General features: G+C 72.5%; 12 protein-coding genes. 6 read left to right on the forward strand and 6 right to left on the reverse strand.

What is annotated here, in order from left to right:
• Window positions 1-6 precede the first annotated feature (6 nt).
• On the reverse strand, window positions 7-1215 hold the full coding sequence (locus AB0I04_RS32865) for an epoxide hydrolase family protein (protein ID WP_360893284.1): 1209 nt from the start codon (window positions 1213-1215) through the stop codon (window positions 7-9).
• Window positions 1212-1841 carry a CGNR zinc finger domain-containing protein gene (locus tag AB0I04_RS32870; RefSeq protein ID WP_360893286.1) on the reverse strand — a complete coding sequence of 210 codons (630 nt, stop codon included), beginning with the start codon at window positions 1839-1841 and terminating at the stop codon, window positions 1212-1214. The genes AB0I04_RS32865 and AB0I04_RS32870 overlap by 4 nt, the downstream gene beginning before the upstream one ends.
• 21 nt (window positions 1842-1862) lie before the next feature.
• On the opposite strand from AB0I04_RS32870, the gene AB0I04_RS32875 reads away from it, so the two are divergent.
• Window positions 1863-2315 carry a VOC family protein gene (locus AB0I04_RS32875; protein ID WP_360893289.1) on the forward strand — a complete coding sequence of 151 codons (453 nt, stop codon included), beginning with the start codon at window positions 1863-1865 and terminating at the stop codon, window positions 2313-2315.
• A 28-nt stretch (window positions 2316-2343) separates the two neighbouring features.
• Window positions 2344-2781, forward strand: a complete 438-nt coding sequence (locus AB0I04_RS32880) for a MarR family transcriptional regulator (RefSeq protein ID WP_360893292.1) — start codon at window positions 2344-2346, stop codon at window positions 2779-2781.
• Between the two features lie 34 nt (window positions 2782-2815).
• On the opposite strand, the gene argG is transcribed toward AB0I04_RS32880, so the two are convergent.
• The 3 genes from argG to AB0I04_RS32895 form a co-directional block, all read right to left on the reverse strand.
• The gene (gene argG, locus AB0I04_RS32885) at window positions 2816-4264 is read right to left on the reverse strand and encodes an argininosuccinate synthase (RefSeq protein WP_360893295.1); all 1449 of its coding nucleotides are present in this window, start codon (window positions 4262-4264) and stop codon (window positions 2816-2818) included.
• A 158-nt stretch (window positions 4265-4422) separates the two neighbouring features.
• The gene (locus AB0I04_RS32890) at window positions 4423-5451 is read right to left on the reverse strand and encodes a tyrosine-type recombinase/integrase (protein WP_360893298.1); all 1029 of its coding nucleotides are present in this window, start codon (window positions 5449-5451) and stop codon (window positions 4423-4425) included.
• Window positions 5452-5546: 95 nt separating this feature from the next.
• Entirely contained in the window at window positions 5547-7199 is a 1653-nt protein-coding gene (locus AB0I04_RS32895; RefSeq protein WP_360893301.1) for a PucR family transcriptional regulator ligand-binding domain-containing protein, read from the reverse strand.
• Window positions 7200-7464: 265 nt separating this feature from the next.
• Between AB0I04_RS32895 and AB0I04_RS32900 the strand changes: the two genes are divergently transcribed.
• Genes AB0I04_RS32900 through AB0I04_RS32910 form a run of 3 tightly spaced genes read left to right on the forward strand, consistent with a single transcriptional unit; the run spans window position 7465 to window position 13096 of the window.
• Window positions 7465-8724, forward strand: a complete 1260-nt coding sequence (locus AB0I04_RS32900) for an aminotransferase class III-fold pyridoxal phosphate-dependent enzyme (RefSeq protein ID WP_360893303.1) — start codon at window positions 7465-7467, stop codon at window positions 8722-8724.
• Complete coding sequence (locus AB0I04_RS32905) at window positions 8721-11621, forward strand: FAD-binding and (Fe-S)-binding domain-containing protein (protein WP_360893306.1); 2901 nt, start codon at window positions 8721-8723, stop codon at window positions 11619-11621. The genes AB0I04_RS32900 and AB0I04_RS32905 overlap by 4 nt, the downstream gene beginning before the upstream one ends.
• Window positions 11618-13096 (forward strand): NAD-dependent succinate-semialdehyde dehydrogenase, encoded by a 1479-nt coding sequence (locus AB0I04_RS32910; protein ID WP_360893309.1) that lies wholly within the window; start codon window positions 11618-11620, stop codon window positions 13094-13096. Before AB0I04_RS32905 ends, AB0I04_RS32910 begins: the two co-directional genes overlap by 4 nt.
• 17 nt (window positions 13097-13113) lie before the next feature.
• On the opposite strand, the gene AB0I04_RS32915 is transcribed toward AB0I04_RS32910, so the two are convergent.
• Window positions 13114-13704 carry a TetR/AcrR family transcriptional regulator gene (locus AB0I04_RS32915; protein ID WP_360893312.1) on the reverse strand — a complete coding sequence of 197 codons (591 nt, stop codon included), beginning with the start codon at window positions 13702-13704 and terminating at the stop codon, window positions 13114-13116.
• Between the two features lie 61 nt (window positions 13705-13765).
• Here AB0I04_RS32915 and AB0I04_RS32920 point away from each other — a divergent pair, with 61 nt between their 5' ends.
• On the forward strand, window positions 13766-15022 hold the full coding sequence (locus AB0I04_RS32920; RefSeq protein ID WP_360893315.1) for an MFS transporter: 1257 nt from the start codon (window positions 13766-13768) through the stop codon (window positions 15020-15022).
• The last annotated feature ends 162 nt before the right edge of the window (window positions 15023-15184 follow it).

The raw sequence follows: 15184 nt of genomic DNA on the forward strand, positions 1-15184 counted from the left end.
CGGTACTCATCCGGTGGCGCCGGAGTCCTCGCGAAGCGCCCGGAAGAACGCCCGTACGTCGGCGACCAGCAGGTCCGGCTCCTCCATGGCGGCGAAGTGCCCGCCCCGGTCGTACTCCGTCCAGCGCACGATGGTGTTCGTCCGCTCCGCGATGTGCCGGAGGAAGATGAAGTTGTCCTCGGGGAACACCGCCAGGGCGGTCGGCGCGGTCGACGGCTCGGGCGGATCGCCCCAGTAGTCGGCGTGCGCCCGCTCGTAGTAGACGCGGGCCGAGGATCCGGCGGTGCCGGTCAGCCAGTAGAGCATCACGTTGGTGAGCAGCAGGTCCCGGTCCACGGCGTCCTCGGGGCGGTCCCGGGAGTCGGTCCACTCCTTGAACTTCTCCACGATCCAGGCCAGCTGACCGACCGGGGAGTCGGTCAGCGCGTAGGCGAGGGTCTGGGGGCGCGTCGACTGGATCGCGGCGTAGCCCGCGCGCTCGCGCTCCCACTCGCGGGTCCGTTCCCAGGAGGCGAGTGTGCGTTCGCGTTCGGCGGGGCTCAGCGCCGCCAGCTCGGCCGCGTCCGGTTCGCTGGTCGCGGCCGAGTTCGGGAGCAGGTTCAGATGGACGCCGATGACGTGGCCGGGACGGATCCGGCCGAGTTCGCGGGAGATGACCGCGCCCCAGTCGCCGCCCTGCGCGCCGTAGCGCCGGTAGCCGAGGCGGTCCATCAGCTCGGCGAAGGCGGCCGTGATCCGCTGGTACTCCCAGCCGGTCTGGCGTGTCGGCCCGGACGGGCCGAAGCCCGGGATGCTGGGAATCACCAGGTGGAACGCGTCGGCCGGGTCGCCGCCGTGGGCTCGCGGATCCGTCAACGGGCCGGCGATCTCGGTGAACTCCACGATCGACCCCGGCCAGCCGTGGGTGATGATCAGCGGGGTCGCGTCCGGCTCCGGGGAGCGGATATGGGCGAAGTGGATGTCCGCGCCGTCGATCGTGGTGGTGAACTGCGGCCAGGTGTTCAGCCGGGCCTCGGCGGCCCGCCAGTCGTACTCGTGCCGCCAGTACCGTACGAGCTCGCGCAGGTAGTCGCGAGGGACGCCGTACGCCCAGCCCACTCCGGGCAGCTCGTCCGGCCACCGGGTGCGGTCCAGGCGCGCGTGCAGGTCGTCCAGGTCGGCCTGCGGGATGTCGATGCGGTAGGGGCGGATGCTCTGGTCGGCCAACGCGATCATTCACTCTCTCTTGAGACATCGGGCCGGTGCTCGGTGGAGCGCCGTGCGCGCAGCGCCCGGACCTTCTGGCGGTTGCCGCAGTGTTCCATGGAACACCAGCGGCGGCGGCCCGGGCGTGAGGTGTCGACGTAGATCAGGTAGCAGTTGTCCCCGGCGCACGTGCGGATGCGCTCGGCGAACGGGCCGGTCAGCAGGTCCACGGCGTCGTGGGCGACGGTGGCGAGCAGCCGCGCGCCGTCGGCGGGCCCTGCCCAGCGGCGCTCGCCATCCGCTCCGATGGCGGGTGCCAGCGGCGGGTGGGCGGCGGCCTCGTTGACGGTGGCCAGATCCTCCGGTGCGCACGGTTCGTCGCGCGTGCGGGCGATGGCGATCCGCCACAGCGCGTCGCGCAGCCGCCGCGCGTCCGTGACCTCCTGTGGGGCGATCTCCAGAGCGGGCGTCGGGGGCAGCCGTGACCTGGCCGCCCAGGCGGCCAGGTCGGCGGGCTCGTGCAGCACCTCCCATCTGCGGCCCTCACCGGGTCCGCCGGTGGTCAGCAGCTCCAGGCACAGCGCGCCGGGATCGAACCGGAAGACGGCCCCGGAGTGGGTGCGCAGGACCAGCCCGGGGGTTGCCGACGAATCCATGTAACCAATATAAGTGGTTACATGCCTTTGCATTGGAAGCTGGTCATCGACAGCAACGACGCCCCCGCGCTGGCGGACTTCTGGGCCGCCGCGCTCGGATACGAGGTGGAGGACCCCGGGGCGCTCATCGACCGCCTCCTGGCGGCGGGCCAGGTCGGCGAGGACGCGGTGATCGAGCACCGTGGCCGGCGGATGTTCCGCGGGTTCGCCGCGATCCGCCATCCAGAGGACCCGTTCGACGAGACCAGCGGGATCGGCCGGGGACGCCGCCTGCTCTTCCAGGACGTGCCCGAGGCGAAGACCGGCAAGAACCGCCTGCACATCGACGTCCACGCCGAGCCGGGAGGACTGGACCCGCTGGTGGCCCGGCTGGAGACCCTGGGCGCCAACCGCGTCCAGGAGGTGAACAAGGGACCGGCCGGGCACTGGTGGGTCATGCGGGACCCGGAGGGCAACGAGTTCTGCGCCGCGTAGTCCGAGGAGTTCCCGATAGGTTCGTGGTGTGGACGAGACCGACCTGGACGTGGATGCCTTCACCGCGGCGATCGAGGGCTTCAACCGCTTCTACATCCGGCTTCCCACCCTGGAGAAGCTGTCGTTCACGACGCTGTCGGTCCTCGACACCCTGGCGTTCAGCGACCGGCCGATGCGGCTGACCGACCTCACCCGGACCGAGCAGGTCACCCAGCCCGCCATCACCCAGCTGGTCACCCGACTGGAGCGCGACGGACTGGTCCAGCGCCGCCCCGACCCGAGCGACGGACGCGCCATCCTCGTCCACATCACCGAGGCCGGCCGGCGGATCTGCCGGTCGCGCCACGACGACCGGACACAGCACCTGGCCCCGCTCATCGCCCGGCTGAGCGCCGAACAGCGAACGGCGCTCGCAGGCGCGCTGCCCGCCCTGACCCGCCTCGCCGAACTCGGACGCGAACCGTAGTCTCCGATGCCGGCGTGAGCCTCCGGCCGCCTGGTCAGTCGGTGCCGGACTCCATCGCGGCGTGATCGAGCAGCTCCTCGTCGGCGGGCACCTCTCCACGAGAGGCGATCGCCTCGGCGCCGCCCCGGGGCATCGCGCCGATCAGCCCGGTCGAGGCCGCCTGCGCGGCACCGATCAACGTCGGGTGCCGGCTGCCGACCATGCCGAGCCCGGCGTACTGCTCGAGCTTGGCGCGAGAGTCGGCGATGTCGAGGTTGCGCATGGTCAGCTGGCCGATCCGGTCGACCGGCCCGAAGGCGGAGTCCTCGGTGCGCTCCATCGACAGCTTGTCCGGGTGGTAGCTGAACGCCGGACCCGAGGTGTCCAGGACGGAGTAGTCCTCACCGCGCCGCAGCCGCAGGCTCACCTCGCCGGTGACCGCCGTGCCGACCCAGCGCTGCAGCGACTCGCGCAGCATCAGCGCCTGCGGGTCCAGCCAGCGGCCTTCGTACAGCAGCCGGCCCAGCCGCCGTCCCTCGGAGTAGTAGGTGGCGAGGGTGTCCTCGTTGTGGATCGCGTTGACCAGCCGCTCGTACGCCGCGTGCAGCAGCGCCATCCCCGGCGCCTCGTAGATGCCCCGGCTCTTGGCCTCGATGACGCGGTTCTCGATCTGGTCGGACATGCCCAGGCCGTGCCGGCCGCCGATGGCGTTGGCCTCCAGCACCAGGTCGACGGCCGAGGGGAACTCCTTGCCGTTGATGGTGACCGGCCGTCCCTGCTCGAAGCCGACCGTGACGTCCTCGGCGGCTATCTCGACGCTCGGGTCCCAGAACGGCACGCCCATGATCGGCTCGACGATCTCGATGCCCGCGTCGAGGTGCTCGAGCGCCTTGGCCTCGTGGGTGGCGCCCCAGATGTTCGCGTCGGTGGAGTAGGCCTTCTCGGTGCTGTCCCGGTACGGCAGGTCACGGGCGAGCAGCCACTCCGACATCTCCTTACGGCCGCCCAGCTCGGTGACGAAGTCGGCGTCCAGCCACGGCTTGTAGATCCGCAGGGAGGGGTTGGCGAGCAGGCCGTAGCGGTAGAACCGCTCGATGTCGTTGCCCTTGAAGGTGGAGCCGTCGCCCCAGATCTGCACGCCGTCCTCGAGCATGGCGCGCACGAGCAGGGTGCCCGTGACGGCCCGGCCGAGCGGCGTGGTGTTGAAGTAGGTGCGGCCACCGGAGCGGATGTGGAAGGCGCCGCAGGCCAAGGCCGCGAGCCCTTCTTCCACCAGGGCCGCCCGGCAGTCGACCAGGCGGGCGACCTCCGCGCCGTACGCCGTGGCGCGCCCGGGCACCGACGCGATGTCGGGTTCGTCGTATTGGCCGATCTCGGCGGTATAGGTGCACGGAACGGCACCCTTCTCGCGCATCCACGCGACCGCAACCGAGGTGTCGAGGCCGCCGGAGAAGGCGATCCCGACACGTTCACCGACTGGCAGAGAAGTGAGCACCTTGGACACGAGCACAAGTATGCACGATGATGCATGGTCATGCAAAGCCCTGTATGCCAGACCGTTGGACGAACTTCCGAAAACCGGATTTCGGGCGACCTTCCCGAGGGGCTGCGGCCGGCGCGGCCCGTCGCCGTCTCGGCGCCGGCCGGGGCCTTCCCGATCGGCTACCGCCGGAGCGGACCGTCGCCGTCCCGCTCCGGGGTGACCGACGCGGCCAGCTCGTAGGCGGGTGAGCGGTCGAGGGAATCGCGGGCCCGGTCGTACCGCCGGGTGGTACGCGGATCGGCGTGCCCGGCGAAGTCCTGGACCACGTGCAGCGGCCGCCCGTCGCTCAGCGCGATCGTGATCGCCGAATGCCGGAACGAGTGCGGCGAGATCGCGTGCGGCACTCCGGCCGCGCGCGCGACCCGGTTGACCAGCTTCCACGCGTACGACTGCGTCAGCCGCCGGCCGGTGCGCGACACGAAGAGCAACCCCTCCCGGGGATCCCCCCGCTCCTCCAGGTAGCCCTGCACCGCGGCCAGCGCCGCGGGCGGGATCGCGAACCGTTTGACCCGGCCGCCCTTGACGGCCAGGTCCAGGACCTGATGGCCGCGGTCCTGGCCCAGCTGCTCGATCCGCGCGTCCAGGATCGAACTGATCCGCCCCGCCGTGGCGAACATCAGCCACAACAGCGCGTACGTCCGGGCGGACTCATGGTCGGCGGCATGGCCGAGGACCGCGGCGACCTGCTCGCGCGACAGCCCCCGCGTACGGGAGGCATGGGCGTCCAGCCGTGGCCGCTCGGCGCCCTCGAACGGGTTGATCGCCGCACACCGCTCCCGGAGCAGGTAGGTGTACCACGACGAGACGGCCGCGATCCGTCGGCCGATGGTGGCCCGCGCCAGCCCCGATTCCTTCAACGCCGCGATGTACAGGTCCGCCGCGGCCGTGGTCGCCGCCGCAGGTACGCAGCGCTGCGCGGCGCACCACGACACCCACCAGCTCAGGTCTCGGACATAGGCGGCACGTGTATGCGGTGACTCGCGCCGGCCGGAGACCAGCCACATGGCGGTCGACCGCAGCCCCGCCTCCGGCATTCCCGCCGCCCGCAGGAGGCTCGCCAGCTCGTGCGGTGTCCGGCCCGGCGGCGCGCCCCGCAGGGCGACCCCGGCGGCTGCCGAAGAGGTCACCACCTCGACGCCCACGGCCATCGCTCACCACCATCACCCGTATGCCCGGTACCGTCCAGAAACGTTATCGCCCCGTGCCGGCCAGGATCATGAGGCGCCGCCGGCCGGATCCGGCGTCAGCCGTCGAGGACCTCCGGGCTCCGGCCGGTCATGGCCTCCAGCGCCATGACGGCCACGTGCAGTTCCGTACGCTGCGGACCGGACTCCAGGTCGTGGCCCAGCAGGCGTTCGATCATCCGGAGGCGGTGGTAGAACGCCTGGCGCGACAGGCCGCTGCGCTTGGCTGCCGCGGACTTGTTGCCGGCCTCGGCCAGGTAGTGGTGGAGCGTGGCGATGAGATCGCCGCCGTGTCGTTCGTCGTGGTCGATCAGCCGGCCGAGCCGGCGGTCGACGTACCGCTGGATCCGCACGTCGTCGCGCAGCGCGTACAGCAACTGCGGCAGGCCGATGTCGGAGGTCACGTGGAACGGCCGGTCGGAGGCGCCGGGCCGGATGGCCTCCAGGACCTGCTCGGCCTCCGCGAAGGAACGGGCCACCTGCCCGAGGTCGGCGACGCCTGGCCCGACCGCGACGACCGCGTCGGTGCCGAGCTCCTCGCGGGCGAACCGGCCGACGCGTTCGGCGACCGGCTCCCACGCGCCCGCGCGCGCCACGGCGATCAGCACGCCGGTCACTCCGGGACGCAGGCCGCCGACCAGGGCACGCGCGCCTCCGGCGGCGAGCCGGGCCGCCAACGCGTCGCCGAAGCCGTCCTGGGCCGTCCGGGAACCGGCCCGGATCAGGAGTGCGACGACCCGGTGTCCGGCGACCGGCAGGCCGAGGGATTCGGCTCGGGTGCGGGCCTCGGTCGCCGTGCGGTGCCGCCCCTCGATCAGGGCGCGAAGCGCCGTCTCATGGGCGTCGCGTTCCCAGCGCATGTGCCCGGCCAGCCGCGCGAGCGTCAGCGCGGTCGCCGCGTGGTCCAGGACCATGACGTGCTCGGGACTGATCAGCCGATCGTGCTCGTCGGGCAGGAGCACCAGCCGTCCCCAGCGGCTGCCGCCGTGCTCCAGCGGCGTGACGAGCCACTCCTCCGGCCCGCTCTGCGCGGTGCGGTCGGGCGTCGCCGTGCCGTGGGAGCGCCGCGGCCAGGCGGTGAGCACCTGCCCGGCCGGGCGGCCGGCGGGCGCACAGTGCACGGCGTGGTGGATGAGGTTCTCCAGGACGATCGGGCACCCGGTGAGCTCCGCCGCGGCTTCGACGATCTCGCCCGGTTCGGCGCCGTGCAGAGTCAGGTCCCGGAAGACGTCCTGGATGCGCTGGGCCCGGCGGAGCAGCTCTCCCTGAGCGTCGAGGATCAGCGCGTGCACGGTCTGGGTCACGTCGATGAACCGCACCTCGCGGTGCAGGACGATCAGCGGGAGGTCGCGATCACGGCAGGCGCGGACCAGGTCGGCCGGCACTCGCTGGTAGCGGCGGCCGAGCTCGATGACGAGCCCGGCGGCGCCGATGTCGGCGAGCTGATCGACGTAGGCGCGCAGCAGGGTGGGATCCTCCGGGTGCGGCATGCCGGTGGTGAGGATCAGTTCGCCGCCTTCGAGGAAGGACGCCGGGTCGAGGAGTTCGGTGACGTGCACCCAGCGCACCTGGCGCGCCAGGTGCCGCTCCCCGGACACGACCTCCGGGAGTCCCGCGACGAGGACCGGCAGCCGCAGCACGTCGGCGATCGTGAGGGACCGGGTCGGCGACGACACCGATGTCGTCTCCCCCGGTTCTGGCGTCTGCCGCATGTATCGCCACTCTGGCAAACCGGCCATGATCCCCGCAAGGGCCGTTGACGCTGGTCAGGCAGGGCTTTGCGGCATCATCGCCGGGCCGGTGCGGTCACGGACGGTGGGGATCCGCGCCCGGAGCGGTGGACACACCGTCCACATCCGGGCCGCCGACCGCACAGTGTGCGCGTTGACCGTGGGTGGAGTGCGTGGCGAAGGTGGCCGTGTACGCCGGGCCACGAGACCGCACGCACCCCTTCGCACCCCACGGGAGATCAGCACCATGACCGACCTGTCCCCGCACCTGCGCCAGGCCACCCCGGTCGTCGCCGAACGCGGCGAAGGCGTCTACCTGTACGGCACGGACGGCCGGCGCTACCTGGACTTCACCGCGGGCATCGGCGTCACCAGCACCGGGCACTGTCACCCGCGCGTGGTCGCCGCCGCCCAGGAGCAGGTGGCCAAGCTGATCCACGGGCAGTACACGACGGTGCTGCACGAGCCGCTCGGCCGGCTGACCGCCAAGCTCGGCGAGGTGCTGCCCGAGGGCCTGGACAGCCTGTTCTTCGTCAACTCTGGCAGCGAGGCGGTGGAGGCCGCGATGCGGCTCGCCCGCCAGGCCACCAAGCGCCCGAACATCGTGGTCTGCCACGGCGGCTTCCACGGCCGTACGGTCGCGGCGGCGTCGATGACCACCTCCAACACCAAGGTGCGGACCGGGTTCGGGCCGCTGATGGGCGGTGTAGTCATCACGCCCTTCCCCAACGCCTTCCACTACGGCTGGGACGAGGAGACCGCGACCCGCTTCGCGCTCCGCGAGTTCGACTACATACTCCAGACCGTCTCCGACCCCGAGGACACGGCCGCGATCATCGTCGAGCCGGTGCTCGGGGAGGGCGGCTACGTCCCGGCCACCGAAGGCTTCCTGAAGGGCCTGCGGGAACGCGCCGACCGGCACGGCATCCTGCTCATCCTCGATGAGATCCAGACCGGCGTCGGGCGCACCGGCCGGTTCTGGGGACACGACCACTTCGGGGTCCGCCCCGACATCCTCATCACCGCCAAGGGCCTGGCCAGCGGCTTCCCGCTGTCCGGCATCGCGGCGTCGCAGGAGCTGATGCGAAAGGCCCGGCCCGGCTCGCAGGGCGGCACGTACGGCGGCAACGCCGTGGCCTGCGCCGCGGCCATCGCCACGCTCGAGGTCGTCCAGGACGAGGGGCTGGTCGCCAACGCGGCGGCGATGGGCGCCCGCCTGCGCGCCGGCCTGGAGAAGGTCGCGGCGGACCACCCGGGCATCGGCGACGTACGCGGGCTCGGGCTGATGCTGGCCAGTGAGTTCGTCACCGCCGAAGGCGAGCCCGACCCGGAGACGGCCGCGCGCGTGCATCGGGCCGCCGTCGATGAGGGCATGCTCCTGCTCACCTGCGGCCCGTGGAACAACGTGGTCCGGATGATCCCCGCCCTGGTCGTCGCCGAGGACCAGATCGACGAGGCGCTGCGGGCCTGGACGGCGGCGGTCGCCGTCGGCACCTCTGCCCAGTGACCTGGGAGAACGCTCCGGACCGGCGCGCCGTCCTGCTGGAGGCACTGGGCCGCCACGCGCCGGGCCTGGAGGTCGACGCGGGCGCCGGACGGCGCGCGCAGTACGCCTACGACGCCTCGAACTACCGGGTGCCGCCGCTGGCGGTGGCCTTCCCCAAGGACCCGGCCGACGTCGCCGCGGCGGTCCGGGCCTGCGGAACCGCAGGCGTGCCGATCACCGCGCGGGGCGGCGGCACCAGCATGGCCGGCAACGCGGTCGGGCCCGGCCTGGTCCTGGACTTCTCGCGGCACATGAACCGGGTGCTGCGCGTGGACCCGGACACCCGCACCGCGGTCGTCGAGCCCGGCGTCGTCCTCGACGACCTGCAGCGCGCCGCGGCGCCGTACGGCCTGTTCTTCGGCCCCGACCCGTCCTCCCACAGCCGCTGCACCCTCGGCGGGATGATCGGCAATGACGCGTGCGGCAACCACTCGGTCCGCTACGGCCGTACGGTCGAGCACGTCGAGTCCCTGGAGATCGTGACGGCGGACGGGGTGCACGCCGTCGCGGAGGCGGGTGGGCTGCGGCCGGCCGACGCCGCCGACGACAGGGCGGTGCGGCGGGTCGCCGAGATCGACGCGGCCCTCGACGGCCTCGTCACCGGCAACCTCGCCGAGATCCGCACCGAGCTCGGCCGGATCCCGCGTCAGGTCTCCGGCTACCAGTTGCACCATCTGCTGCCCGAGCGCGGCCGGCACGCCGCCCGTGCGCTGGTGGGCACCGAGGGCGGCTGCGCCGTCGTGGTCCGGGCCACCGTGCGCCTGCAGCCGATGCCGGCGGCGACGGCGCTGCTGGCGATCGGCTACCGCGACGTCATCGACGCCGCCGCGGACGTGCCGGCGATCCTGGAGCATCGCCCCACCGCCGTGGAGGGCATGGACGAGGCGATCGTCGCGACCATGCGGCACCGGCGGGGACCGGGCGCGGTGACGGGGCTGCCGGAAGGCGACGCGTGGCTCTACGTCGAACTCGACGGTGACGACCCTGAGGACGCCGGGCGGCGCGCCACCGGCCTCCTCGCGGCGCTGCGCGAGAGCGGCCGGATGGTCGCCGGACGCGTCGTCGAGGACCCCGCCGAGCGGCGCTCGCTGTGGCGGGTACGCGAGGACGGCGCGGGACTGGCCGCCCGGCTCGTCGGCGGCGGCGAGTCGTGGCCGGGATGGGAGGACGCCGCCGTCGCGCCCGAAGACCTCGCCGCCTACCTGCGCGACTTCCGGGCGCTGCTCACCGAGCACTCCCTGACCGGCGTGCTGTACGGGCACTTCGGCGCCGGCTGCGTGCACGTGCGCATCGACTTCGACATGACCTCCCCGCGAGGGACGGCCGCGATGCGGGCCTTCCTGCAGGACGCCGCGGCCCTCGTCGTCAAGCACGGGGGCACCCTGTCCGGTGAGCACGGCGACGGCCGGGCCCGAAGCGAACTGCTGGCCACCATGTACGGGCCGCGGATCCGCGCTGCGTTCGCCGCGTACAAGAAGATCTTCGACCCGGAGGGGATCCTGAATCCGGGGATGGTCGTGGCCCCCGCCCTGCTCGACGCCGACCTCGCGCTGACCGTCGTGTCACCGGCCGGACCGCAGGAGACCCGGACCGGGTTCACGTTCCCCGAGGACGCCGACGGGCTGGCGGGGGCGGCCCGGCGCTGCATCGGCGTCGGCCGCTGCCGGAGCGCGACCGGCGCCATGTGCCCCAGCTACCAGGCCACCGGAGACGAGCGCGACTCCACCCGCGGACGCGCGCGCGCCCTGCAGGAGATGCTGCGCGGCGGCCCGGACGCCGTGCTGACCGACGGTGCGCGGTCCGCCGATGTCCGTGACGCGCTCGACCTGTGCCTGTCCTGCAAGGCCTGCGCGTCCGACTGCCCGGTCGGGGTCGACATGGCCACCTACAAGGCGGAGTTCCTCCACCGCCACTACCGGCGGCGGCTGCGGCCGCGCAGCCACTACACGCTCGGGTGGCTGCCCTGGTGGGCCGCTGCCGCCGGGTACGTCGCGGGACCGGTCAACGCCGCGCTGAGCGGCCCGGCCGGGCGGCTGGCGGCCCGCCTGGGCGGGGTGACCACCGAACGCGCCCTTCCCCGGTTCGCCTCCCGCCGCGCGCTGCGGGCCGCGCTGGACGGGAGGCCCTCAGGACGCGCCGAGGCGGTCCTCATGGTCGACTCATTCACGCGCGCCTTCCGGCCGGAGGTGGCCGGCGCCGCGATGCGCGTGCTCGGCGACGCCGGCGTGCCCGCCTCCGCACGCACCGGCCTGTGCTGCGGGCTGACGTGGCTGAGCACCGGCCAGCTCGGCATCGCACGCCGGGTGCTGACCCGTACGGTCAGCGCACTCGACGAGGGCCCGAACGAAGGCCTCCCGATCGTGCTGGCCGAACCCAGCTGCGCCGCCGCGCTGAAACACGACGCCCCCGCCCTGCTCGGCACCGAGGCCGCCCGCCGGGTCGCCGCACGGATCCGGACGTTCGCGGGCGCGCTCACCGACCTGGCCGACCCCGGCTGGCGGCCCCGGAACGTCCCGCGCCGGGTGACGGTGCAGCCGCACTGCCACGAGCGCGCCGTATTCGGCGCGGCGACGCAGGAGGCGCTGCTGCGGCGCGTCGGCGTGGAGACCATCGACCAGCCCACGGGCTGCTGCGGCCTGGCCGGGAACTTCGGTTTCGAAGCCGAGCACTACACCACCTCCATGGCCGTCGCGGAACTCTCGCTCGCGCCCCGGATCCGCGACGCCGACGCCGACGCCGTCGTGCTCGCCGACGGCTTCAGCTGCAGCACCCAGATCGACCATCTCACCGGCGCCGCCGGCCCCCGGGCCCTGCACCTCGCCGAACTTCTCGACCCGCAGGAAAGGGAGACCTCATGACCATCACCGACGCCCGGACCGACGTCGTGGCCGCCGTTCCCAAGCGGCTGTTCATCGACGGCGCTTGGACCGACGCGGCGTCCGGCAGCACGTTCGCCGTGGCCGACCCGGCCACCGGCAGGGAGCTGTGCGAGATCGCCGACGCCGGTCCCGACGACGGACGGCGCGCGCTGGAGGCCGCCGTCGCGGCGCAGGAGGGCTGGGCCGCGACCGCTCCCCGGGCCCGCAGCGAGATCCTGCGCCGCGCGCACGAGATCATCCTGGCCCGCACCGAGGAACTCGCCCTGCTGATGACGCTCGAGATGGGCAAGCCGCTGGACCAGGCGCGCGGTGAGGTCGCCTACGCCGCCGAGTTCTTCCGCTGGTTCTCCGAGGAGGCCGTGCGCATCGACGGCGGGTACGCGCCGACACCGGACGGCGCCAACCGCATCGTGGTCATGCGCCAGCCGGTCGGCCCGTGCCTGCTGATCACCCCGTGGAACTTCCCCCTCGCCATGGGCACCCGCAAGATCGGCCCGGCCGTCGCGGCCGGGTGCACAATGGTGCTCAAGCCTGCCCCGCAGACGCCGCTGTCCAGCCTGGCGCTCGCCGGGATCCTCGCCGAGGCCGGGCTCCCCGCGGGCGTGCTGAACGTCGTCACCACCTCCGACGCCGCCGCCGTCATCGAGCCCCTGCTGCGGGGCGGCCGGGTGCGCAAGCTGTCGTTCACCGGCTCGACCCAGGTCGGCCGGATCCTGCTCGCCCAGTGCGCCGACACGGTCGTGCGCACGTCGATGGAGCTGGGCGGCAACGCGCCGTTCATCGTCTTCGACGACGCCGACCTCGACGTCGCGGTGGACGGCGCCATGGCCGCGAAGATGCGGAACATGGGAGAGGCGTGCACCGCGGCCAACCGGATGTTCGTGCACCGTTCCGTCGCGGACGAGTTCGCCGCCCGGTTCGCCGAGCGGATGGCCGGGCTCACCGTCGGCCCCGGCACCGAGCCGGGCACCGACGTCGGGCCGCTGATCGACGCGGCCGGGCGCGGCAAGGTCGAGGAACTGGTCGCCGACGCCGTCGCGCGCGACGCCAAGGTCCTGACGGGCGGGACGACCCCGGAGGGCTCCGGCTACTTCTATCCCCCGACCGTCCTCACCGACGTGGCCCGCGACTCCGCGCTGATGAGCACCGAGATCTTCGGCCCGGTCGCCGCCATCACGACCTTCGAGGACGAGGACGACGTCGTCCGCGTCGCCAACGACACCGACTGGGGCCTGGTCGGCTACGTCTTCACCCGCGACCTGGACCGCGCGATCCGCGTGAGTGAACGACTCGAGGTCGGCATGGTCGGCCTGAACACCGGCCTGGTCTCCAACCCGGCGGCCCCGTTCGGCGGCGTGAAGCAGTCCGGCCTCGGCCGCGAGGGCGGCCGTGTCGGCATCGAGGAGTTCCTGGAGTACAAGTACCTGGCCGTCCCCGTACGCGCCGCGAAGTGACCTCCGCGCGGCCGCGCTCACCCGGTTGATCCGGGTGCCGTCCAAGAGTCGGCGAGGACGCACAGGTCCTCGAGCGCGGCTTCGACGCGTGCGTGGTCGCCGGTGATGAGCAGGTCGGTCTGCAGGCCGGCGTAGGCGCTGTTGAGGTAGGTCGCCTTGATCAGGGCCTCCTGCGGGTCGAGTCCGCGAGCGGTCAGTGCCCTGGCGACGAATTCGGCCCGTTCGGTCAGGAACTTGGGCACTCGGTCGCCAAGGCGCCCGGCGGCCGCCAGTCCCTCGATCTCGTGGATCAGGCGGGTGTGGGCGAGATTGGCGGGCTTGATGTGGCGGTGCCAGGAGTCACGGACGATCGATCCGATTCCGCGATCGGTGTCGTCCCAGCCTTCCGTGGCGTGGAGTTGCTCGTGCTGGATCTCGTCCAGGCGCGTCAGCAGGGCGGCCAGCAGGGCGTCCTTGTCGGCGAAGTGATGGGTCAGCACGCGCGTGCTGTGTCCCAGCGCCTGTGCGATGGGGCGCAGGGACAACCCGTTGATCCCGGTCTGGGCGAGGTGGTCCAGGACCGCATCGAGGATCTCGACGCGGCGATGCGGATCGCGGGGTCTGGCCACTGTGGCTCTCCTTGTCCGGGCGGCCCGTCATTAGGGAAACATATGTTACGTTAACGCGACCATGGACGTCGCACGTGGCCGCACTTTCGCCAAGCCCTGGCTCATCGCACTCGCCCTTACCGCCTTCGCCCTGCAGACGGACGATTTCGTCATCGTGGGGGTACTGCCGTCGATCGCACGCGAGCTGAAGGTCAGCGAGGCCGCGGCCGGTCAGCTCGTGAGCGTCTTCTCGGTGATGTGTGCGGTGATCGGGCCGCCTGCCGCCGTCATCACCGCGTCATGGTCCAGGCGGCATGTGCTCATCGGCGGCCTGCTGCTGTTCTGTGCCGCCGGCTTCGCCGTTCCCCTCGCCACGTCGTACCCCGTCCTGATGGCACTGCGGATCGTGGCCGCACTCGCGGCAGCGGTCACCCTGCCCACCGTGTTCGCGGTCGTCGCCGCGCATTCCCCGCCCGAGCGGCAAGGCCGCCACCTCGCCATCGTCATGACCGGGCTGACCGGCGCCGTTGTCATCGGCGTTCCACTGGGCACCTGGACCGGTGCGGTGTTCGGCTGGCAGGCCACCTTCGTGCTCGGCGGCCTCCTCGGCCTGGCGGCACTGGTCTGCGTGCACGTCGCCGTGCCGCGGACTCCATCCCCGCCTGCCGCAGGTCTGGCCGATCGGCTCAGCCCGCTGACGCGTCCGGCCGTGCTGGGCGTCCTGCTCGCAGCCGTCGTCGCCGTGCTGGGAAATCTGATGTTCCAGACCTACCTCGCCTCCTTCCTTCACGACATGGCGGGCGTGACGCCGGCCACGCTGGGTGGCCTACTGGCGTTGACCGGCGCAGCGGGCATCGCAGGAGCACGGTTGAGCGGTGGGCTGGTCGACCGATTCGGCCCGGCACGAGCGTTCATTCTCGCGGTGGTGGTCTTCGCCGCCGCCATGCTGGGACTGGCACTGTGCTGGTCACTTCGGCCGGCGTACCTTCCCCTCATCGTGCTCCTCCTGCTGGTCTGGTCGGCCGCCGCATGGGCGGTTCCTCCACCCGTACAGGCCCGCATCCTCGCGCTGGCCGGACCGGACGCCGGACCCCAGGCCCTGGCGCTCAGCAGCAGCGCGGTCTATATCGGGTCCTCACTCGGTGCCGGTCTCGGCGGCTGGCTGCTCAGCACGCACGGTTCCGGAGCGCTCCCGCTCACCGCCGCCTTCAGCGCCCTGGCGTCCTTGGCCTTGTTCGCCGCTACCGAACGCAGCACACGATGGCGCGGCCGGCGGAGACGCCCGGCGCATGGCCCGCCCCCGCAGCGGTCGGCGGGAAACAGAGTTGGGCGGACGTGACCCCGGCTGGTAACGTGCGAGCCGCCGTGACATCGCGCGAGGAGGTGAGACCCATGAACGCTGTACGCACGTGGGTGCTCCCGCTCGCCGTCACGGTCGGGCGATTGACGTAGGTGTCGCCGGGAGCGCCTCGACAACAAGGCAATCCCGAAAGGCAACACC

It is taken from the genome of Actinoallomurus sp. NPDC050550 (genome assembly GCF_040655075.1).
Lineage (GTDB): Bacteria > Actinomycetota > Actinomycetes > Streptosporangiales > Streptosporangiaceae > Actinoallomurus.